The sequence below is a fragment of the Pseudomonas sp. P7759 genome (assembly GCF_013386445.1).
Classification (GTDB): Bacteria; Pseudomonadota; Gammaproteobacteria; order Pseudomonadales; family Pseudomonadaceae; genus Aquipseudomonas; species Aquipseudomonas azotoformans_A.
Genome location: NZ_JACART010000031.1, coordinates 40,321 through 61,641, shown reverse-complemented (window position 1 = coordinate 61,641; position 21,321 = coordinate 40,321). Strand labels below are relative to the sequence as shown.

Sequence of the window (21,321 nt, the reverse complement as noted above, 5' to 3'; positions counted from 1 at the left end):
GCGCGGCTTTATTCAGGCCTTGAGGCCGCACAGCTTCATGCCGGTATCCCTGGCAGATCGACCTGTGCATCCAATAGGCTCATGAAAGCCCGCGCAGCGTTCGACAGCGTCCTTTCGGTGTGCACGATATAGCCTAGCTGGCGACTGAGCTGTATGCCCGGCAAAGCGATACTTGCCACCTGATCATCCAGCATCGTGCGCGGCAATACGCTCCAGGCCAGGCCGATCGACACCATCATCTTGATAGTTTCCAGGTAGTTAGTGCTCATCGCGATGTTCGGCGTGAGGCCCTGGGCCTCGAACAATCGGCTGACAATATGGTGGGTAAAGGTGTTGCCGCCGGGGAAAACGGCGGGATGGCCGGCAATATCGGCCAGGCTGATGCTGCCGTTGCTGATCAGGCTGTGCTCCGGCGCGACCACGAAATCCAGCGGGTCATCCCACACCGGGGTGGCCCGCACCAGGTTGTGAGGATCGGGCGCGAGGGTGATCACCGCCACTTCGGCACGGCCATGGAGGATTTCTTCGTAGGCCACTTCCGAATCGAGAAACTGAATATCCAGCGCCACATTCGGGTATTCCCGGGTAAAGGTGCGCAGCACCGGCGGCAAGCGATGCAGGCCGATGTGGTGACTGGTGGCCAGGGTCAGGCGGCCGCTGACTTCGCCGGTGAGGTTGGTCAGGGCGCGGCGGGTGTCGTCCAGCACATTGAGGATCTGATAAGCGCGCGGCAGCAAGGCCCGTCCGGCCTCAGTCAAACCGACTTCGCGACCCAGGCGATCGAACAGGCGCACCTTCAATTGTTGTTCCAGGCCGGCAATGCGCTTGCTGATGGCCGGTTGGGTCAGGTGCAGCCGTTCACCGGCGCCGGAGAAGCTGCCGGTCTCGGCGATGGCAATAAAGGCGTTGAGGTTGGCCAGGTCCATTGTGGTATTCCAGTTGGTAATCCAAAGCATAAAAAATATGAATTTGAGTTATTTAATGTAGCGCCATACCATCAGCCTCACAAGCCAAAGGGTTATTGAAAAGCCCGGCATAGAGAAACACCGCTGATGAGGACCGACTGATGGCCGGCAAAACGCTTTACGACAAGCTTTGGGATTCCCATGAAGTGAAACGGCGCGACGATGGCTCGTCGCTGATCTATATCGACCGTCACATCATCCATGAAGTGACCTCGCCCCAAGCGTTCGAAGGCCTGCGACTGGCCGGGCGCAAGCCTTGGCGCGTCGACTCCATCATCGCCACACCCGACCACAACGTGCCGACCACCCCAGAGCGCAAGGGCGGCATCGACGCAATCGTCGACACTGTCTCGCGTTTGCAGGTACAGACCCTCGACGACTACTGCGACGAATATGGCATTACCGAATTCAAGATGAATGACGTACGTCAAGGCATCGTGCACGTGATCGGCCCGGAGCAGGGCGCGACCTTGCCGGGCATGACCGTGGTCTGCGGTGACTCCCATACCTCCACCCACGGTGCCTTTGGCGCTTTGGCCCACGGCATCGGCACGTCCGAGGTGGAGCATGTGTTCGCCACCCAGTGCCTGGTCGCCAAGAAGATGAAGAATATGTTGGTTCGCGTTGAGGGCAAATTGCCGTTCGGCGTGACCGCTAAAGACATCGTCCTCGCCGTGATCGGCAAGATCGGCACCGCCGGCGGTAACGGCCATGCCATCGAGTTCGCCGGCAGCGCCATCCGTGACCTGTCCATCGAAGGCCGCATGACCATCTGCAACATGTCCATCGAAGCCGGTGCCCGTGTGGGCATGGTGGCGGCGGACGAAAAGACCGTTGAATACGTCAAGGGTCGTCCTTTCGCTCCGGCAGGCGCGGATTGGGATGCGGCGGTAGAAGCCTGGAAAGACCTGGTTTCCGATGCCGATGCGGTGTTCGACACCGTGGTTGAACTCGATGCTGCCCAGATCAAGCCACAAGTCAGCTGGGGCACTTCGCCGGAAATGGTCTTGGCCGTTGACCAGAATGTGCCGGACCCGGCCAAAGAGGCCGATCTGGTCAAGCGTGGTTCCATCGAGCGCGCCTTGAAGTACATGGGTTTGCAGGCCAACCAGGCGATCACCGATATTCAGTTGGACCGCGTGTTCATCGGCTCCTGCACCAACTCGCGGATCGAAGACCTGCGCGCCGCGGCGGTGATCGCCAAGGGCCGCAAAGTGGCGTCGACCATCAAGCAAGCCATCGTGGTGCCAGGCTCCGGTCTGGTTAAAGCCCAGGCAGAAGCCGAAGGCCTCGACAAGATCTTCCTCGAAGCCGGTTTTGAATGGCGTGAGCCGGGCTGCTCGATGTGCCTGGCGATGAACCCGGACCGTTTGGAATCGGGCGAGCATTGCGCGTCTACGTCCAACCGTAACTTCGAAGGGCGTCAGGGCGCCGGTGGGCGTACCCACCTGGTCAGCCCGGCCATGGCCGCTGCGGCGGCCGTCAACGGTCGTTTCATCGACGTTCGCGAATTGATCTGAGGAATACCCGATGCGTGCTTTTACTCAACACACCGGCCTTGTCGCCCCTTTGGATCGCGCCAACGTCGACACCGACCAGATCATCCCCAAGCAGTTCTTGAAGTCGATCAAACGCACCGGTTTCGGCCCGAACCTGTTCGACGAGTGGCGCTACCTGGACGTGGGCTACGCCTACCAGGACAACTCCAAGCGCCCGCTGAACAAGGACTTCGTGCTCAACGCCGAACGTTACCAAGGCGCCAGCGTGCTGCTGGCCCGCGAGAACTTCGGTTGCGGCTCCAGCCGTGAACACGCGCCGTGGGCCCTGGAAGAATATGGCTTTCGCAGCATCATCGCGCCGAGCTATGCCGACATCTTCTTCAACAACAGCTTCAAGAACGGCCTGTTGCCGATCATCTTGACCGACGCAGAAGTCGACGAGTTGTTCAAGCAGGTGGAAGCCGAAGAGGGCTACCAACTGACCGTCGACCTGGCCGCGCAAACGGTGACCCGTCCGGACGGCAAGGTGTATCACTTTGAAGTGGATGCGTTCCGTAAGCACTGCCTGATCAACGGCCTGGACGACATCGGCCTGACCTTGCAGGACGGCGATGCGATTGCGGCGTTTGAGGCCAAGCACCGGGCGAGCCAGCCTTGGTTGTTTCGCGATGCCTGATTTGATGTAAGCAGGACTGGCTCGCGAAGGCGGCAGCACAAACAACACAAGTCCCAAGGAAAAGCACCATGACCAGCACTGCCCACACCCAAGTTGTGCAAAAACAATTCGGCGAGCAAGCCTCGGCCTACCTGAGCAGTGCCGTGCACGCCCAAGGCACCGAATTCGCGCTGCTGCAGGCCGAACTGGCCGGGCAGGGCAGTGCGCGACTGCTGGATTTGGGCTGCGGTGCCGGTCATGTCAGCTTTCACGTAGCCCCGCTGGTTAAAGAAGTGGTCGCCTACGACTTGTCCCAGCAGATGCTCGACGTGGTTGCCGCTGCGGCGACAGATCGCGGTTTGGACAACATCCGCACCGTCCAAGGCGCCGCCGAACGCCTGCCGTTCGCTGATGGCGAGTTCAACTTCGTGTTCAGCCGTTATTCGGCCCACCACTGGAGCGACCTCGGCCAGGCCCTGCGCGAAGTGCGCCGCGTACTCAAACCGGGCGGTGTGGCGGCGTTCGTCGACGTCTTGTCACCGGGCAGCCCGCTGTTGGACACTTACCTGCAAACCGTCGAAGTGCTGCGCGACACCAGCCACGTGCGCGACTACTCCGCCGCCGAATGGATGCAGCAGCTCAGCGAGTCCGGCTTGCATGTGCGCACCAGCAGTCGCCAGCGTCTGCGCCTGGAATACACCTCGTGGGTCGAGCGCATGCGCACGCCAGAAGTACTGCGCGCTGCCATCCTTGAGTTGCAGAAAGCGATGGGCCAGGAAGTGCGCGATTATTACGAAATTCAGGCCGACGGCACCTTCAGCACCGACGTGCTGGTGGTTTTCGCCGAACGCTGATTGATTTTTCCCGACCTGCCCACGGGCGGGTCGCTTGATGAAATGAGGAACGCATGAGCAAGCAGATTCTGATTCTCCCTGGCGACGGTATTGGTCCGGAAATCATGGCCGAAGCGGTCAAGGTGCTGGAACTCGCCAACAGCAAGTACAGCCTGGGCTTCGAGCTGAGCCACGACGTGATCGGCGGCGCCGCCATCGACAAGCACGGCGTGCCCCTGGCCGATGAAACCCTGGACCGCGCCCGCGCGGCCGACGCCGTATTGCTCGGCGCGGTGGGCGGCCCGAAATGGGACAAGATCGAACGTGACATCCGCCCTGAGCGCGGCCTGCTGAAGATCCGTGCGCAACTGGGCCTGTTCGGCAACCTGCGCCCGGCGATCCTCTACCCGCAACTGGCTGACGCGTCGAGCCTCAAGCCGGAAGTGGTCGCGGGCCTGGATATCCTCATCGTGCGCGAGCTGACCGGCGGTATTTACTTCGGCTCGCCACGTGGCGTGCGCGAACTGGAAAATGGCGAGCGCCAGGCCTACGACACCCTGCCGTACAGCGAGAGCGAAATCCGCCGTATCGCCCGTGTCGGCTTCGACATGGCCCGCGTGCGTGGCAAGAAGGTCTGCTCGGTGGACAAGGCCAACGTCCTGGCCTCCAGCCAGCTCTGGCGCGAAATCGTCGAAGAAGTGGCCAAGGACTACCCGGACGTTGAGCTGAGCCACATGTACGTCGATAACGCCGCCATGCAGTTGGTGCGTGCACCCAAGCAGTTCGACGTGATCGTCACCGACAACCTGTTCGGCGACATCCTGTCTGACCAGGCGTCGATGCTCACCGGTTCCATCGGCATGCTGCCGTCGGCATCCCTGGACACCAACAACAAGGGCATGTACGAGCCGTGCCACGGTTCGGCGCCGGACATCGCGGGCCAGGGCATTGCCAACCCGTTGGCGACGATTTTGTCGGTCTCGATGATGCTGCGTTACAGCTTCAACCTGGCGGATGCGGCGGACGCGATAGAGAAGGCCGTGAGCCTGGTGCTGGACCAGGGCTTGCGCACTGGCGACATCTGGTCGCAGGGTTGCACCAAGGTCGGTACGCAAGAAATGGGCGACGCAGTAGTCGCCGCGCTGCGGAATCTGTAATCTCTCGGGCCCGCTTGCAGTTGTTGCTGCAAGGCGGCCCACTTTTTAACAAGGTGTAGTTGCGATGAAACGTGTAGGTCTGATCGGTTGGCGCGGTATGGTCGGTTCCGTGCTCATGCAGCGGATGCTGGAAGAGCAGGATTTCGATCTTATTGAGCCGGTGTTTTTCACCACTTCGAATGTGGGTGGCCAAGGGCCGTCTGTGGGTAAGGATATTGCCCCGCTCAAGGACGCCTACAACATTGAAGAGCTGAAAACCCTCGACGTGATTCTGACCTGTCAGGGCGGCGACTACACCAGCGAAGTCTTCCCCAAGCTGCGTGAAGCCGGCTGGCAGGGTTACTGGATCGACGCCGCGTCAAGCCTGCGCATGCAGGACGATGCCGTGATCATCCTCGACCCGGTGAACCGCAAGGTCATCGACCAGCAGCTGGACGCGGGCACCAAGAACTATGTCGGCGGCAACTGCACCGTCAGCCTGATGCTGATGGGCCTGGGCGGCCTGTTCGAAGCTGGCCTGGTCGAGTGGATGAGCGCCATGACCTATCAGGCTGCTTCCGGTGCCGGCGCGCAGAACATGCGTGAGCTGATCAAGCAGATGGGCGCGACCCACGCCGCCGTTGCCGATCAACTGGCCGACCCGGCCAGTGCGATCCTCGACATCGACCGCCGTGTGGCCGAAGCCATGCGCAGCGATGCCTACCCGACCGAGAACTTCGGCGTGCCATTGGCCGGCAGCCTGATCCCGTGGATCGACAAAGAGCTGCCGAACGGCCAGAGCCGTGAAGAGTGGAAGGCCCAGGCCGAGACCAACAAGATCCTCGGCCGCTTCAAGAGCCCGATCCCGGTGGACGGCATCTGCGTGCGTATTGGCGCGATGCGCTGCCACAGCCAGGCGCTGACCATCAAGCTGAACAAAGACGTGCCGATCAGCGATATCGAAGCCTTGATCAGCCAGCACAACCCGTGGGTCAAGCTGGTGCCGAACAACCGCGACATCAGCATGCAGGAACTGAGCCCGACCAAGGTCACCGGCACCCTGAATGTCCCGGTGGGCCGCCTGCGCAAGCTGAACATGGGCAGCCAGTTCCTGGGCGCGTTCACCGTGGGCGACCAACTGCTGTGGGGCGCGGCCGAACCGCTGCGCCGCATGCTGCGGATCTTGCTGGAGCGTTGATCGCTTGAAGCAATGAAGAAACCCGCGCTCTGGTGACAGGTGCGGGTTTTTTATTGGCCTCACCCCCAGCCACCCGGTAAAGTGCCGCTCCCCCCGCAATGCCCGAGGCAGCCCCCATGACCCAGACCTTTGAAATTGCCGTGATCGGCGCTACCGGCACCGTTGGCGAGACCCTGGTGCAGATCCTCGAAGAGTTGAACTTCCCGGTGGGCACCCTGTATTTGCTGGCGGGCAGCAATTCCGCCGGCGCATCGGTGCCGTTTCGTGGCAAGAACGTGCGGGTCAAGGAGGTCGATGAATTCGACTTCAATAAGGTGCAACTGGCGTTCTTTGCGGCGGGTCCGGCGGTCACCCTGAGTTTCGCCCCGCGCGCCACGGCGGCGGGTTGCTCGGTGATTGACTTGTCGGGCGCGTTGTCGGCCGAACAGGCGCCGCGGGTGGTGCCGGAAGCCAATGCCCATGTGCTCGATGGCCTGGAAAAACCCTTCCGGCTCGGCAGTCCAAGCCCGTCGGCCACCCACCTGGCCGTAGTCCTCGCGCCACTGCGCAGCCTGTTGGATATCCAACGTGTGAGCGTCACCGCCAACCTGGCGATGTCGTCCCAGGGGCGTGAAGCCGTCAGCGAATTGGCCCGGCAAACCGCCGAGCTGCTGAACATGCGCCCGCTGGAGCCGAAACTGTTTGATCGGCAGGTTGCCTTCAATCTATTGGCACAAGTCGGCAAGCCGGACGACCAAGGCCATACCGACCTGGAGAAAAGGCTGATACACGAATTGCGTGCAGTGTTGGAAACTCCATTTCTAAAGATTTCCGCAACCTGCGTTCAAGCCCCGGTGTTTTTTGGCGATAGCCTGACAGTGTCTCTGCAACTCGGTGCGCCGGTCCACCTCGCTGCTGTGAACCGCATCCTCGACGCAGCGCCAGGTATAGAGCGGGTTGAAGAGGGGGATTACCCAACGGCGGTGGGCGACGCGGTCGGCCAGGATGTGGTCTATGTAGGACGGGTTCGTGCAGGTGTGGATGACCCGGCGGAACTAAATCTGTGGCTGACGTCAGATAACGTACGCAAAGGCGCCGCACTGAACGCCGTGCAGCTGGCGCAGTTGTTGATAAAAGGCCTTGCGTAAAAGATACTTGGCGGCAATTTGTAGATTGATTCTAGCCAGGCGCTATGCTTGGCCCCAGGCAGGAAAAGTTGCGCGTCGGTGACCTATCGGCTCGCCATGCCTTATGGCAGCGGTTACCAACCTTCTCGCAGGCCGGGGAGTGTTCAAACAAAGGATGAGGCTATGGTTCAAGTTCGCAAACTGGTGTTAGCAATAGCGGCCGCCTCGGCGCTGTCCTCCGGTATGGCGCAGGCGCTGCAGCTGGGGGAGATGACCCTCAAGTCGAAGTTGAACCAGCCATTGGCGGTGGAAATCGAATTGCTCGATGTGGGTGGCCTCACCGCTTCCGAGATCACGCCGAGCCTGGCGTCCTCCCAAGCCTTTGTGGATGCGGGCGTTGATCGCCAGGCGTTCCTCGATGACCTGACGTTTACCCCGGTGGTCAATCCCAACGGCCGCAGCGTGGTGCGTGTCACCTCCAGCAAGCCGTTGCCCGATTCCTACGTACGCTTCCTGTTGCAGGTGCAATGGCCCAATGGCCGGTTGATGCGCGACTACAGCGTGTTGCTCGACCCGGCCAAGTTCGACCAGCCGGCACCGACGACCGCTGCGCCAGCCCCGCGTCTGGCGGCGCCGGCCAGCAGCGCGCCAGCTGCAAGCAAACCGGCACAGCACACCACCACCTCCCGCGACACCTTGTGGGAAATTGCCGCGAAGAACCGCAATGGCGGTTCGGTACAGCAGACCATGCTGGCGATCCAGGCGCTGAATCCTGACGCCTTTATCGACGGCAACATCAACCGTTTGAAGACCGGCCAGGTCCTGCGCTTGCCCGATCCCGTACAAAGCACTGCGCTGCCGCAACCCCAGGCGATCGCCGAAGTCAGCGCGCAGAATGCCGCCTGGCGCCAGGGCCGACGCGCTGCCACCAATCCGGCAGCGGGCAAGCAGCAACTGGATGCCACCAAACGCACCCAGGCCGGCAATGCCCCGGCGAGCACTAACGCCAAGGACAACCTGAGCCTGGTTTCCGCCGAAGCGGCCAAGAAGGGCGCCAAGGGCAAGGCGGGCGATAGTGCGGGGTTGAGCGACAAACTGGCGATGACCCAGGAGCAACTGGACACCACCCGTCGCGACAACGAAGAACTCAAAAGCCGCGCGGCCGACCTGCAGAGCCAGTTGGACAAGTTGCAGAAACTGATTCAACTGAAAAACGATCAGCTTGCGCGTTTGCAGGCTGAGAAGGGCGCCCCAGCAACGCCGGCCACAGCGGCAATGCCTGCGCAGTTGGCAGGCGAGCCGGCGGCCGCTCCGGCCGCTCCTGATGCCGCCGCTGCGACACCTGCGCCCGCCGCGCCAGCACCTGAACCGGTCAAGGCGGATGCAACGCCTGCCGCCAGCGAGGGCAAATTCAACGACCTGCTGACAAACCCTATTATTCTCTGGGTGATCGGCGGTGCAGCAGCGTTGCTGGCGTTTTTGCTCCTGCTGCTGGGGATACGCCATCGCAACGCCCGTCGCGAAGAAGAAAAACACCTGCGCATGGCGCGCGCCCTGGCTGAAGAGCCGGTGTTCACCTCGAACATCGATCAGGACCTGCCGCCAGACAGCTTCGAAGGCCTGGAAGTGCCGTCGCCAACCGTCAAGCTGGCCGCTGCGCCAGCGCCAGCCCCAGTGGTTGAGCCGGCAGTCGCCGTGCCGACCGTCGCCTCCGTACTGGCGCCATTGGCGGTTGCCGTTGCGCCGGTGAACTCCACCGATGCACTGGCCCAAGCCCAATCCCTTGTTGACCGTGGCCACCTGAACCAGGCCGCCGACGTGCTGGAGCAGGCCATCAAGCAGGAGCCCAAGCGCAGCGACCTGCGTTTGAAGCTGATGGAAGTCTACGGCCTGCAAAACGACAAAGACGGTTTCGTGACCCAGGAGCGCCAACTGGTGGCCAATGGTGAAAACCATGCCCAGGTCGAGCAGCTCAAGAGTCGCTTCCCGGCCATGGCCGTGCTGGCGGCGGGCGTCAGTGCTGCGGTGGCCGCGGCTGCCTTGGACGCTCAGTACGTCAAGGATCTGCTGGAAGACAAGCCGGCCCCGGCCCAGGCCCCTGCGGAACCCGAAGCCTTCGACACCGATTTTGACCTGAGCCTGGATGAACTGGAAGAAGCCTCCCCAGCCGTGGTCAAGGAGGATCAGCAGACCTTCGAATCGCTGCTGCAACAGGAAACCAAAGCTCAGGCTGCGCCGGACGACCTGTCGGACTTCGACTTGGACCTGCAACTGGATGCGCCGGCGTCGGCGCAATCGGATGACGACTTCCGCTCCGGCCTGGAAGAGCAGATGAAGGATGTGCCGGCTGTCGAGCCGCCGACCCTGACCCCGGCGGCCCTGGATGACTTTGACCTGCCGGAAGACTTCGACCTGTCCCTGGCCGATGAGCCGGAAGCTGCCGCCAAGCCTGACGCCTTTGCATCCGAGTTGGACGATGTCAACGCCGAGCTGGATCGTTTGTCCCAGAGCCTGGAACATCCGTCCATCGAGCCTTCCTTCACCGCAGAAGATGCGGCGAAGGGCGACGATGAGCCGGAATTCGACTTCCTCTCCGGCACAGATGAAGTGGCCACCAAACTCGACCTGGCCCAGGCGTATATCGACATGGGCGATGCGGACGGTGCGCGGGACATTCTCAGCGAAGTGCTGACCGAAGGCGACGAAACTCAGCGCGGCGAGGCCAAGGAAATGCTCGGCCGGTTGGCCTGACCGCCATACTTCAATGCAGCGGCGACCTTCGGGTCGCCGTTTTGCTTTTGTGGGCACCCGCACAAATCGGCATAATGGCCGCCTTTGCGCAACTCATCAGGCTCTCAGTTCTTGGCAAATATAGATAACGCGGCCGCCGAAATGGCGGCCGCAGGCTTTTACCGCATCGCCCTGGGCGTGGAATACAAAGGCTCGCGCTATCGCGGCTGGCAGCGTCAGGCGTCTGGTGTACTGACGGTGCAGGAAACCCTGGAGAAGGCGCTGTCGAAAGTCGCCGATTCGCCGGTGTCGCTGATGTGCGCCGGGCGTACCGATGCGGGCGTGCATGCCTGTGGTCAGGTGGTGCACTTCGACACCCAGGCTGAACGGTCCATGAAGGCCTGGGTGATGGGCGCTAATATCAATCTGCCCCATGACGTCAGCGTCAGTTGGGCCAAGGTCATGCCGGCGCATTTTCATGCGCGCTTCAAGGCCATCGCCCGGCGTTATCGCTATGTGATCTACAACGACCAGATCCGTCCGGCGCACCTCAACGAAGAAATCACCTGGAACCATCGCCCGCTCGACGCCGAGCGCATGGCCGAGGCCGCGCAGCATCTGGTGGGTGTGCACGATTTCAGCGCCTTCCGTGCCGGCCAGTGCCAGGCCAAGTCGCCGATCAAGGAAGTCCATCATTTGCGGGTGACCCGTCACGGCAAGATGATCGTGCTGGATATTCGCGCCGGTGCGTTCCTGCACCATATGGTTCGAAACATTGCCGGGGTGCTGATGACCATCGGTACCGGCGAGCGTCCGGTGGAGTGGGCCAAGGAAGTGCTGGAAAGCCGCGTCCGCCGTACGGGTGGGGTCACGGCGCATCCGTTCGGCCTGTACCTGGTGGATGTGGAGTACCGCGACGAGTTCCAATTGCCGGAACGTTTCATCGGGCCACACTTCCTCACAGGTTTCAGCGAACTTGGCGGCTGACGCCCGGAAAAGCTTTTGTTACCATCCGGGACTTTCTCGGTCCAATCCCTGGGGTTTCCACGACATGTCAGCCGTTCGCAGCAAGATTTGCGGGATTACCCGCATAGAAGACGCGCTGGCGGCAGTCGAGGCGGGCGCGGACGCCATCGGTTTCGTGTTCTATGCCAAGAGCCCGCGGGCGGTGAACGTTTTGCAGGCGCGGGCGATCATCGCCGCCTTGCCGCCGTTCGTGACCACCGTGGGGTTGTTCGTCAACGCCAGTCGCTGCGAACTCAACGAAACCCTGGATGCCGTACCGCTGGATATGCTGCAGTTCCACGGCGACGAAACGCCGGAAGAATGTGAAAGCTACCAGCGTCCGTATATCAAGGCGTTGCGCGTGAAGGCCGGGGATGACATCGCGGCAGCGTGTGCGGCCTATGGTGGCGCTCGCGGGATTCTGCTCGACACCTATGTCGAAGGCGTGCCCGGCGGCACCGGTGAAGCGTTCGATTGGTCGCTGATCCCTGCTGGCTTGAGCAAGCCGATCATCCTGGCCGGCGGGCTCAACCCCGGCAATGTCGGGGCGGCGATAGAGCAGGTGCGGCCTTATGCCGTGGATGTCAGCGGCGGCGTGGAGCAGGGCAAGGGCATCAAGGATCACGACAAGATTCGCGCATTTATGCAAGCTGTGCGCGGGATGTGACGGCTGGCAGTCTGCCGCCGTCCATAACTACCACTGTGTAAAACAGCACAGTGCCGCCTGAGGGTGGCCTGGAAACGAAATGGCAACCCTGCGCTGGCAGGTTGTCTGGAAGGCTGAGGATACATGCGGGAAAAGGCCGGTCGAACGTCTGACCCCGTCCAGCATGTGTCATCGCCACATATGAATTTAGCTCAAGGGCATACGCGGGGCTGTGTTCAAGCCACCGGTACTGGAGAAAGAAAGCATGAGCAACTGGTTAGTAGACAAACTGATCCCTTCGATCATGCGTTCCGAGGTGAAGAAAAGCTCGGTTCCTGAAGGTCTGTGGCACAAGTGCCCATCCTGCGACGCGGTGTTGTACCGCCCGGAGCTGGAAAAGACCCTGGACGTTTGCCCCAAGTGCAACCACCACATGCGTATCGGCGCCCGCGCCCGCATCGACATTTTCCTGGACACCGAAGGTCGTAACGAGCTGGGTGCCGACCTGGAGCCGGTTGACCGCCTCAAGTTCCGCGACAGCAAGAAGTACAAGGACCGTCTGGTCGGCGCGCAGAAGCAGACCGGCGAGAAGGACGCGCTGATTTCCGTCAGCGGCAAACTGCTGGGCATGCCTGTCGTGGTGTCGGCGTTCGAGTTCTCCTTCATGGGTGGTTCCATGGGTGCCATCGTTGGTGAGCGCTTCGTTCGCGCCGCCAACTACGCCCTGGAAAACCGTTGTCCGATGATCTGCTTCGCCGCCTCCGGTGGTGCGCGCATGCAGGAAGCCCTGATCTCCTTGATGCAAATGGCCAAGACCTCTGCGGTACTGGCGCGTCTGCGCGAAGAAGGCATCCCGTTCATCTCCGTGCTGACCGACCCGGTCTACGGCGGCGTTTCCGCCAGCCTGGCGATGCTGGGTGACGTGATCGTCGGCGAGCCAAAGGCGCTGATCGGCTTTGCTGGCCCGCGTGTGATTGAGCAAACCGTACGTGAAAAACTGCCGGAAGGTTTCCAGCGCAGCGAGTTCCTGCTGGAGCACGGTGCGATTGACCTGATCATCCCGCGCGGTGAACTGCGTCCACGCCTGGGTAACCTGCTGGCACAAATGATGGGCCTGCCGACCCCTGTGTACGTCGCGCCTAAAGTTGAGCCGATCGTCGTGCCGCCGGTGCCTGCAAACCTATGACCCAACGTACCCTGGGCGAATGGCTCGCCTACCTTGAGCAGTTGCATCCGTCCGCCATCGACATGGGCCTGGAGCGCTCGCAACAGGTAGCGGCCCGCCTCGGGTTGGGCCGGCCGGCACCGCGTGTGATCACGGTGACCGGCACCAACGGCAAAGGCTCTACCTGTGCCTTTGTCGCGGCGCTGCTGCAGGCCCAAGGGCTGAAAGTCGGCGTCTACAATTCCCCGCACCTGCTGCGTTACAACGAGCGGGTGCAGCTCAATGGTGTCGAAGCCACCGATGAGCAACTCTGCGAAGCCTTCGCCGCGCTCGATGCCGGCCGGGGCGAGACTTCCCTGACTTACTTCGAGATGGGCACCTTGGCGGCGTTCTGGCTGTTCGAGCGTGCGCAATTGGATGTTGTGGTGCTGGAAGTCGGCCTGGGCGGGCGCCTGGACACGGTCAACGTGGTGGATGCCGACCTGGCGTTGGTCACCAGCATTGGCGTGGACCACGCCGACTACCTGGGCAATACCCGCGAATCCGTGGCCTATGAAAAAGCCGGGATCTTCCGCCTGGGCAAGCCTGCACTGTGCGGTGACCTGGATCCGCCGCATACCTTGCTCGACAAGGTGCGCGAGCTGGATTGCCCGTTTTTCCTGCGCGGTCGCGACTTCAATCTGGAAATCGATGCGCAGCACTGGCAATGGCACGGGCGTGATACCCGTGGCCAGGCTGTAGAGCTGCGCGACCTGCCGCTGCTGAACCTGCCAATGGAAAACGCCGCGCTCGCACTGCAGGCCTATCTGCTGCTGGATCTGCCGTGGAATGCTGAGCAGATTGCCGCCACCTTGCTGGCGACACGTGTAGTCGGGCGATTGGATCGTCGCGAGTTCCAATGGCAAGGCAAACGCCTGAACCTGTTGCTGGACGTGGGGCATAACCCCCATGCGGCCGAGTACCTTGCGCAACGCCTGTCGCGCACGCCGCCGGTCGGTCGTCGCCTTGCAGTCTTTGGCTTGTTAGCCGATAAGGACCTGGACGGTGTGGTTGCGCCCTTGCTGCGCAATGTCCAGGCGTGGGCCGTAGCGCCCCTGGATACCTCGCGCAGCCGACCTGCCGCCGAGCTGGAAGTGGCCTTGCAGAACCTTGGTGCGCCGGTGGCGTCGTATGCAAGCGTGACCGCTGCCCTTGAAGCGCAGTGCGCCGTTGCCACCCCCGATGATGAGATTCTGTTGTTCGGGTCATTTTATTGTGTTGCCGAGGCGCTCGAGTGGTTGGCCCGGCGCTCCACGGAGGAAGCTGCACATGGCATTACTGGATAGCGCATACAAGCAGCGAATGGTCGGAGCCCTGGTGTTGGTGGCGTTGGCGGTGATTTTCCTGCCGATGCTGTTCTCGCGTCAGGACGAAGAGCGCCAAGTGGTCGTCGAAGCCCCGGCTGCGCCACAGGCGCCGGCGGTACCGCAAGTACAGGTTGAACCGGTGGTGGTGCCTGAGCCCCAGGCCTTGCCGGAAGAAGAGCCGGTGCCTACCGATGCGGAGGTGGCTGCCCAGCAAGCTCCATCGATGCCGGTTCAGCCGAGCGTGCCAGTGGTCAAGCCAGCGCCTGCGCCGGCCGTAGCGGCCAAGCCTGCCACGCCTGCGCCCGCACCGAAGCCGGTAGCGCCGCAACCGGCTGCACCGGGCAAGCCGGATGTGGGGCAGAGCCGTATTGATCCGAATGGCCTGCCGATCAGTTGGTCGATTCAAGTCGCCAGCCTGGGTAATCGCGAAGGCGCTGATGCTTTGCAGAAGAAGCTGCGCAGCCAAGGCTATAACGCCTATATCCGCAGCGCCGATGGCAAGAACCGTGTGTTTATCGGGCCGCTGATCGAGCGTGCCGAGGCGGATCGCCTGCGAGATCTGCTGGACCGCCAGCAGAACCTCAAGGGGTTTGTGACCCGTTTTCAGCCTGAGCGCGACTAATACCGCTAGTCTCTGGTTGGAATGCAAGCCAGCTCCCACATTCGTTTTATGGTGGGGTTGAGATCGGATTCGCTCGCCCCAAACTACTGATTTGCAAGGCACTGACAATCACAGCTTACCGATAGCCCGACGCTCTGCTAAAATGCGCCGCCTCATCTGTCCGTAGGCTGAACTGTGCCATTTACCTGGGTTGATTGGGCGATCGTCGCAATCGTCGCCATCTCCGCTTTGATCAGTCTAAGCCGCGGCTTCGTAAAAGAAGCACTGTCGTTGCTGACATGGATCATCGCAGGAGTCGTAGCCTGGATGTTCGGCGGTTCATTGTCGGTCTACCTGGCCGGATACATCGAGACACCTTCGGCTCGCGTCATCGCGGGCTGCGCCATCATGTTCATCGCCACGCTGCTGGTGGGAGCAATGGTCAATTATCTTATCGGCGAGTTGATACGTGTCACCGGCCTCTCCGGGACCGATCGATTCCTCGGCATGGCCTTTGGCGCCGCGCGTGGCGCGTTGCTGGTGGTCGTGGCGGTCGGGCTGTTGAGCCTGGGGCCGGTACAGCAGGATTCGTGGTGGCAGGAGTCGGTACTCGTGCCAAAATTTCTATTGGTTGCAGATTGGTCCAAGAACCTCATTTTGGGGTGGAGCAGTCAGTGGCTGGCCAGCGGAATCAGCGTACCCGCTGATCTTCCGTTCAAGGAACACCTCTTACCGGCCAAAACGCCTCAGTAAGCTGTGTTCAGTCAAGATTCATTAAGTAGGGGTTGCGTCGCATGTGTGGCATCGTCGGTATCGTCGGTAAGTCGAACGTCAATCAGGCGCTGTATGACGCGCTAACCGTCCTCCAGCACCGCGGCCAGGACGCTGCCGGTATTGTGACCAGCCACGACGGCCGGTTATTCCTGCGCAAGGACAATGGCCTGGTGCGTGACGTGTTCCATCAGCGTCACATGCAGCGCCTGGTCGGGCACATGGGCATTGGCCATGTGCGTTACCCGACCGCCGGTAGCTCGACCTCGGCCGAAGCTCAACCGTTTTACGTCAACTCGCCTTACGGCATCACCTTGGCGCATAACGGTAACCTGACCAACGTTGAACAGCTGGCCAAGGAGATTTACGAATCTGACCTGCGCCACGTCAACACCAGCTCCGACTCGGAAGTGCTGCTCAACGTGTTTGCCCACGAGCTGGCCCAGCGCGGCAAGCTGCAGCCGACCGAAGAGGACGTGTTCGCTGCCGTCACTGACGTGCACAACCGTTGCGTCGGTGGCTACGCCGTGGTGGCCATGGTCACCGGTTATGGCATCGTCGGCTTCCGTGACCCGCATGGCATCCGTCCGATCGTGTTCGGCCAGCGTCACACCGACGAAGGCGTCGAGTACATGATCGCGTCCGAAAGTGTGTCCCTGGACGTGCTGGGCTTCACCCTGATCCGCGACCTTGCGCCAGGCGAAGCGGTGTACATCACCGAAGACGGCAAACTGCACACCCGCCAGTGCGCCGTGGCGCCGAAACTCACCCCGTGCATCTTCGAGCACGTCTACCTGGCGCGTCCGGATTCGATCATCGACGGTGTCTCGGTGTACAAGGCGCGTCTGCGCATGGGCGAGAAGCTGGCCGAGAAGATCCTGCGCGAGCGTCCTGAGCACGACATCGACGTGGTGATCCCGATTCCGGACACCAGCCGCACCGCTGCGCTTGAGCTGGCCAACCACTTGGGCGTCAAGTTCCGCGAAGGCTTCGTGAAGAACCGCTACATCGGCCGTACCTTCATCATGCCGGGCCAGGCTGCACGCAAGAAGTCGGTGCGCCAGAAGCTCAACGCCATCGAACTGGAGTTCCGCGGCAAGAACGTGATGCTGGTGGATGACTCCATCGTGCGCGGCACTACCTGCAAGCAGATCATCCAGATGGCCCGCGAAGCCGGTGCGAAGAACGTGTACTTCTGTTCCGCAGCGCCTGCCGTGCGTTACCCGAACGTCTACGGCATCGACATGCCGAGCGCCCATGAGCTGATCGCTCACAACCGCTCGACCCAGGACGTGGCCTACCTGATCGGCGCTGATTGGCTGATCTACCAGGACCTGCCGGACCTGATCGAGGCGGTTGGTGGTGGCAAAATCAAGATCGACCAGTTCGACTGCGCCGTGTTTGACGGCAAGTATGTGACCGGTGATGTCGACGAGGCCTACCTGAACAAGATCGAGCAGGCGCGTAACGACTCGTCGAAGATCAAGACCCAGGCGGTCAGCGCGATCATCGACCTGTACAACAACTGAGTGACAACCGGCCCTGAGGGGCCGGTTTTGTATCTTAAATAAAGAATTGAGTAAGGAGTCGCAGCATGAGTCAGGAATGGGATGCCGGTCGGTTGGACAGCGACCTCGATGGCGTAGCTTTCGATACCCTGGCTGTGCGCGCCGGCCAGCACCGCACCCCGGAAGCTGAGCACGGTGACCCGATGTTCTTCACTTCCAGCTATGTGTTCCGCACGGCGGCCGATGCTGCTGCGCGCTTTGCTGGCGAAGTGCCGGGCAACGTGTATTCGCGTTATACCAACCCGACCGTGCGCGCGTTCGAAGAGCGTCTCGCGGCACTGGAAGGCGCTGAGCAGGCGGTGGCCACGGCCACTGGCATGGCGGCGATCCTGGCGGTGGTGATGAGCCTGTGCAGTGCCGGCGACCATGTACTGGTGTCGCGCAGTGTGTTCGGTTCGACCATCAGCCTGTTCGAGAAGTACTTCAAGCGCTTCGGTATCGAAGTGGACTACGTGCCCCTGGCGGATCTTTCCGGTTGGGATGCGGCGATCAAGGCCAACACCAAGTTGCTGTTCGTCGAGTCGCCGTCCAATCCATTGGCCGAGCTGGTGGATATCGCTGCGTTGTCCGAAGTGGCGCATGCCAAGGGCGCGATGCTGGTCGTAGACAACTGCTTCTGCACCCCGGCGCTGCAACAGCCGTTGAAGCTGGGGGCGGACATTGTCGTGCATTCGGCGACCAAGTTCATCGACGGCCAGGGCCGTTGCATGGGCGGTGTGGTTGCAGGCCGTAGCGAGCAGATGAAAGAAGTCGTCGGCTTCCTGCGTACGGCCGGCCCGACCTTGAGCCCGTTCAATGCGTGGATCTTCCTCAAGGGCCTCGAGACCCTCAACCTGCGGATGAAGGCCCACTGCGCCAACGCCCAGGCTTTGGCTGAGTGGCTGGAGCAGCAGGACGGTATCGAAAAGGTGCATTACGCCGGTCTCAAGAGCCACCCGCAACATGAATTGGCCCAGCGCCAGCAGCGTGGTTTCGGGGCGGTGGTGAGCTTTGAGGTGAAGGGCGGCAAAGAGGGCGCCTGGCGCTTTATCGATGCGACCCGTCTGATCTCCATCACTGCCAACCTGGGTGACAGCAAGACCACCATTACTCATCCGAGTACCACTTCCCATGGTCGTCTGGCACCGCAGGAGCGTGAAGCGGCTGGTATCCGTGACAGCCTGATCCGCATTGCGGTCGGCCTGGAAGATGTTGCTGACTTGCAAGCTGATCTGGCTCGCGGGCTGGCGGCCTTGTGATCGAGTGGTCCATGGAGGCTGCGGCAGCCAGTAACGGGCGCGTCGCGCTGGTGACGGGCGCGGCGCGGGGCATTGGCCTTGGGATTGCTGCGTGGCTGATCAGCGAAGGCTGGCAGGTGGTGTTGACCGACCTGGACCGTGAGCGTGGCTCCAAGGTGTCCAAGGTGCTGGGTGATAACGCCTGGTTTATCAGCATGGACGTGGCCGACGAGAAGCAGGTGGCCCAAGGTGTTGCCGAGGTATTGGGGCAGTTTGGGCGCCTGGATGCGTTGGTGTGCAATGCGGCGGTGGCTGATCCGCGCAATATCACCCTGGAAAGCCTCGACCTGGCGTACTGGAATCGAGTGCTTGCGGTGAATCTCAGTGGGCCGATGTTGCTGGCCAAGCATTGTGCGCCTTACCTGCGCGCCCATGGCGGGGCCATCGTCAACCTGGCATCGACCCGGGCTCGCCAGTCTGAGCCGGACACCGAAGCGTACGCGGCGAGCAAGGGTGGCCTGCTGGCCCTTACGCACGCCCTGGCAATGAGCTTGGGCCCGGAAGTGCGGGTCAATGCAGTCAGCCCTGGCTGGATCGATGCGCGTGATCCGGCGGCGCGTCGCGCCGAGCCGTTGAGTGATGCTGATCATGCGCAACATCCGGCGGGCAGGGTAGGCACTGTAGAAGACGTGGCGGCGATGGTCGCGTGGCTGCTGTCCCGTCAGGCGGGGTTTGTTACCGGACAAGAGTTTGTCGTGGACGGTGGCATGAGCAAGAAGATGATTTACAGCGAGTAGGGCGGGTAGCCGTCTTGAAGCATTTTTGTCTTTTTCAGAAAAACTTCAAGCAGGCTATTGACTTAGGTCCGATACCTGCGTAAATTTCGCGGCCTCAACGAAGCAAAGGGTGATTAGCTCAGCTGGGAGAGCATCTGCCTTACAAGCAGAGGGTCGGCGGTTCGATCCCGTCATCACCCACCACTTCTTGAGAGTTTTGCCCCAGGGCAAGACGCAACGTTAAAGGTTGCACCGACGCGCAGCGGTAGTTCAGTCGGTTAGAATACCGGCCTGTCACGCCGGGGGTCGCGGGTTCGAGTCCCGTCCGCTGCGCCATATTTTCCAGGTCTGATTCGTCGGGCTTGAGATTGAACAGCCTAGGCTGATCGATCAGATGTTTAAAGACGGTTGAGGGTTTTACGCTCAGCCCGTCAAGCGATACGCAGCGGTAGTTCAGTCGGTTAGAATACCGGCCTGTCACGCCGGGGGTCGCGGGTTCGAGTCCCGTCCGCTGCGCCATATCTGCCTCAAGGCCCACTGAACGCCTTGAAGCGCAAAGCAAGCCTCTGGCTACTTTGATCCGATAGCAAATACCCTGGTCGAAAGACCGGGGTTTTTTGTGTCTGTGATTTGGTGGTTCATGACGGGCGCCGGCTTGCCGGCGCCCATCGCGCTGTCAGAAACCCAGCTTGTCCCGCAGCCCGTAGTACCAGGCGCCCATTGCCGCGAACGGCGTACGCAACAGTTGCCCGCCCGGGAACGGGTAGTGCGGCAGGTCGGCAAACGCGTCAAAACGCTCTGCCTGGCCTCTGAGTGCCTCCGCCAGTACCTTGCCGGCCAGGTGCGTATACGTGACGCCATGGCCACTGCAGCCCTGTGAGTAGTAGATGTTGTCGCCCAGGCGTCCCACCTGCGGCAGGCGCGACAGAGTCAGCAGGAAATTGCCGGTCCAGGCGTAGTCGATCTTTACGTCCTTGAGCTGTGGGAAGGCCTTGAGCATCTTCGGACGGATGATCGCCTCGATATTTGCCGGGTCGCGCGCGCCATACACCACGCCACCGCCGAAAATCAGGCGCTTGTCGCTGGTGAGGCGGTAGTAGTCGAGTAGGTAGTTACAGTCTTCTACGCAGTAATCCTGCGGCAGCAGGGTTTTTGCCAGTTCGTCACCCAGCGGGGCGGTAGTGATCACTTGCGTGCCGCAGGGCATCGACTTGGCTGCCAGCTCCGGCACCAGGTTGCCCAGGTAGGCATTGCCCGCGACGATAATGAACTTGGCCCTGACCTTGCCCTCGGCGGTATGCACCACTGGGTTGGCGCCGCGCTCGATTCGCACGGCTGCCGATTGCTCGTAGATTGTGCCGCCCAAAGATTCCACGGCCGCCGCTTCGCCGAGTGCCAGGTTGAGCGGGTGGATGTGGCCGCCGCTCATGTCCAGCAAGCCGCCCACATAGTTGTCGCAGGCCACCACTTCGCGGATACGTCGCTCGTCCAGCAGCTCCAGCTGCGTATGGCCGTAGCGCTCCCACAGGCGCTTCTGCGACTCCAGGTGGCCCATGTGCTTGCTGTTGAGTGCTGCGAATACACCGCCGTCCTTCAAGTCGCACGGGATCTGGTACTTGGCGACGCGCTCGCGGATGATCCTCCCGCCTTCGAACGCCATCTCTCCCAGCAGTTGTGCCTGTTTGGGGCCAACGCTGCGCTCGATCACATCAATATCACGGCTGTAGCTGTTGACGATCTGCCCACCGTTGCGGCCCGAGGCGCCAAACCCCACCTTGGCGGCTTCCAGCACTGTCACGCGAAAACCGTTCTCCAGCAGGAACAGCGCGCTGGACAGGCCGGTGTAGCCGGCGCCAATCACGCACACATCGGTTTCGACTTCGCCTTGCAACACCGGGCGAGGCGGAACGGCATTCGCGGACGCAGCGTAATACGACTGGGGGTAGGGGGTGTTCGCCATCCTGGAACCTCTGTTTTATATTTTTTACGAGTGCGTCGATCCTACCTGAGTTGAAAATTGCCTGCCAGCCACCCGAAATCCACGGGTGTGCTCCGCGCAAATAAAAAATTCGCATATTCATAGGGTTAGCTGCAAAAAAGATGT

At 61.5% G+C, this 21,321-nt stretch carries 18 protein-coding genes and 3 tRNA genes; 19 read left to right on the top strand and 2 right to left on the bottom strand.

What is annotated here, in order from left to right:
* Nucleotides 1-35 precede the first annotated feature (35 nt).
* The gene (locus tag HX823_RS22205) at nucleotides 36-926 is read right to left on the bottom strand and encodes a LysR family transcriptional regulator (protein WP_038845586.1); all 891 of its coding nucleotides are present in this window, start codon (nucleotides 924-926) and stop codon (nucleotides 36-38) included.
* Between the two features lie 140 nt (nucleotides 927-1,066).
* Between HX823_RS22205 and leuC the strand changes: the two genes are divergently transcribed.
* The 19 genes from leuC (at nucleotide 1,067) to HX823_RS22110 (ending at nucleotide 19,736) form a co-directional block, all read left to right on the top strand.
* Complete coding sequence (leuC, locus tag HX823_RS22200; RefSeq protein ID WP_061449071.1) at nucleotides 1,067-2,485, top strand: 3-isopropylmalate dehydratase large subunit; 1,419 nt, start codon at nucleotides 1,067-1,069, stop codon at nucleotides 2,483-2,485.
* Nucleotides 2,486-2,495: 10 nt separating this feature from the next.
* Entirely contained in the window at nucleotides 2,496-3,140 is a 645-nt protein-coding gene (leuD, locus tag HX823_RS22195; RefSeq protein ID WP_033901804.1) for a 3-isopropylmalate dehydratase small subunit, read from the top strand.
* A 68-nt stretch (nucleotides 3,141-3,208) separates the two neighbouring features.
* The gene (locus tag HX823_RS22190) at nucleotides 3,209-3,973 is read left to right on the top strand and encodes a class I SAM-dependent methyltransferase (RefSeq protein WP_177076707.1); all 765 of its coding nucleotides are present in this window, start codon (nucleotides 3,209-3,211) and stop codon (nucleotides 3,971-3,973) included.
* A 53-nt stretch (nucleotides 3,974-4,026) separates the two neighbouring features.
* Nucleotides 4,027-5,109, top strand: a complete 1,083-nt coding sequence (gene leuB, locus HX823_RS22185; RefSeq protein WP_033901802.1) for a 3-isopropylmalate dehydrogenase — start codon at nucleotides 4,027-4,029, stop codon at nucleotides 5,107-5,109.
* 64 nt (nucleotides 5,110-5,173) lie between these two features.
* A complete protein-coding gene (gene asd / locus HX823_RS22180) occupies nucleotides 5,174-6,286 on the top strand; it encodes an aspartate-semialdehyde dehydrogenase (protein ID WP_016976627.1) in 1,113 nt (370 codons plus the stop codon).
* A gap of 116 nt (nucleotides 6,287-6,402) precedes the next feature.
* Nucleotides 6,403-7,413, top strand: a complete 1,011-nt coding sequence (locus tag HX823_RS22175; RefSeq protein ID WP_177076705.1) for an aspartate-semialdehyde dehydrogenase — start codon at nucleotides 6,403-6,405, stop codon at nucleotides 7,411-7,413.
* A 162-nt stretch (nucleotides 7,414-7,575) separates the two neighbouring features.
* Complete coding sequence (locus HX823_RS22170; protein WP_177076703.1) at nucleotides 7,576-10,143, top strand: FimV family protein; 2,568 nt, start codon at nucleotides 7,576-7,578, stop codon at nucleotides 10,141-10,143.
* Nucleotides 10,144-10,284: 141 nt separating this feature from the next.
* Nucleotides 10,285-11,109 carry a tRNA pseudouridine(38-40) synthase TruA gene (truA, locus tag HX823_RS22165; RefSeq protein ID WP_177076726.1) on the top strand — a complete coding sequence of 275 codons (825 nt, stop codon included), beginning with the start codon at nucleotides 10,285-10,287 and terminating at the stop codon, nucleotides 11,107-11,109.
* 64 nt (nucleotides 11,110-11,173) lie between these two features.
* Entirely contained in the window at nucleotides 11,174-11,794 is a 621-nt protein-coding gene (locus HX823_RS22160; protein WP_177076701.1) for a phosphoribosylanthranilate isomerase, read from the top strand.
* A 244-nt stretch (nucleotides 11,795-12,038) separates the two neighbouring features.
* Entirely contained in the window at nucleotides 12,039-12,959 is a 921-nt protein-coding gene (gene accD / locus HX823_RS22155; protein WP_177076699.1) for an acetyl-CoA carboxylase, carboxyltransferase subunit beta, read from the top strand.
* Nucleotides 12,956-14,263 (top strand): bifunctional tetrahydrofolate synthase/dihydrofolate synthase, encoded by a 1,308-nt coding sequence (folC, locus tag HX823_RS22150; RefSeq protein ID WP_177076697.1) that lies wholly within the window; start codon nucleotides 12,956-12,958, stop codon nucleotides 14,261-14,263. Before accD ends, folC begins: the two co-directional genes overlap by 4 nt.
* The gene (locus HX823_RS22145; RefSeq protein ID WP_177076695.1) at nucleotides 14,247-14,906 is read left to right on the top strand and encodes an SPOR domain-containing protein; all 660 of its coding nucleotides are present in this window, start codon (nucleotides 14,247-14,249) and stop codon (nucleotides 14,904-14,906) included. Before folC ends, HX823_RS22145 begins: the two co-directional genes overlap by 17 nt.
* A 174-nt stretch (nucleotides 14,907-15,080) precedes the next feature.
* Nucleotides 15,081-15,638 carry a CvpA family protein gene (locus HX823_RS22140; RefSeq protein WP_003192538.1) on the top strand — a complete coding sequence of 186 codons (558 nt, stop codon included), beginning with the start codon at nucleotides 15,081-15,083 and terminating at the stop codon, nucleotides 15,636-15,638.
* A 41-nt stretch (nucleotides 15,639-15,679) separates the two neighbouring features.
* The gene (gene purF / locus HX823_RS22135; protein ID WP_177076693.1) at nucleotides 15,680-17,185 is read left to right on the top strand and encodes an amidophosphoribosyltransferase; all 1,506 of its coding nucleotides are present in this window, start codon (nucleotides 15,680-15,682) and stop codon (nucleotides 17,183-17,185) included.
* Nucleotides 17,186-17,250: 65 nt separating this feature from the next.
* Complete coding sequence (locus HX823_RS22130; protein ID WP_033901792.1) at nucleotides 17,251-18,462, top strand: O-succinylhomoserine sulfhydrylase; 1,212 nt, start codon at nucleotides 17,251-17,253, stop codon at nucleotides 18,460-18,462.
* 11 nt (nucleotides 18,463-18,473) lie between these two features.
* On the top strand, nucleotides 18,474-19,238 hold the full coding sequence (locus HX823_RS22125; protein WP_033901791.1) for an SDR family oxidoreductase: 765 nt from the start codon (nucleotides 18,474-18,476) through the stop codon (nucleotides 19,236-19,238).
* A gap of 107 nt (nucleotides 19,239-19,345) precedes the next feature.
* Nucleotides 19,346-19,421: transfer RNA gene (locus HX823_RS22120), tRNA-Val, on the top strand.
* A gap of 55 nt (nucleotides 19,422-19,476) precedes the next feature.
* Nucleotides 19,477-19,553 (top strand) — tRNA-Asp (locus HX823_RS22115).
* A 106-nt stretch (nucleotides 19,554-19,659) separates the two neighbouring features.
* Nucleotides 19,660-19,736 (top strand) — tRNA-Asp (locus HX823_RS22110).
* 157 nt (nucleotides 19,737-19,893) lie between these two features.
* Here HX823_RS22110 and HX823_RS22105 read toward each other — a convergent pair.
* A complete protein-coding gene (locus HX823_RS22105) occupies nucleotides 19,894-21,177 on the bottom strand; it encodes an FAD-binding oxidoreductase (RefSeq protein WP_177076691.1) in 1,284 nt (427 codons plus the stop codon).
* Between the last annotated feature and the right edge of the window lie 144 nt (nucleotides 21,178-21,321).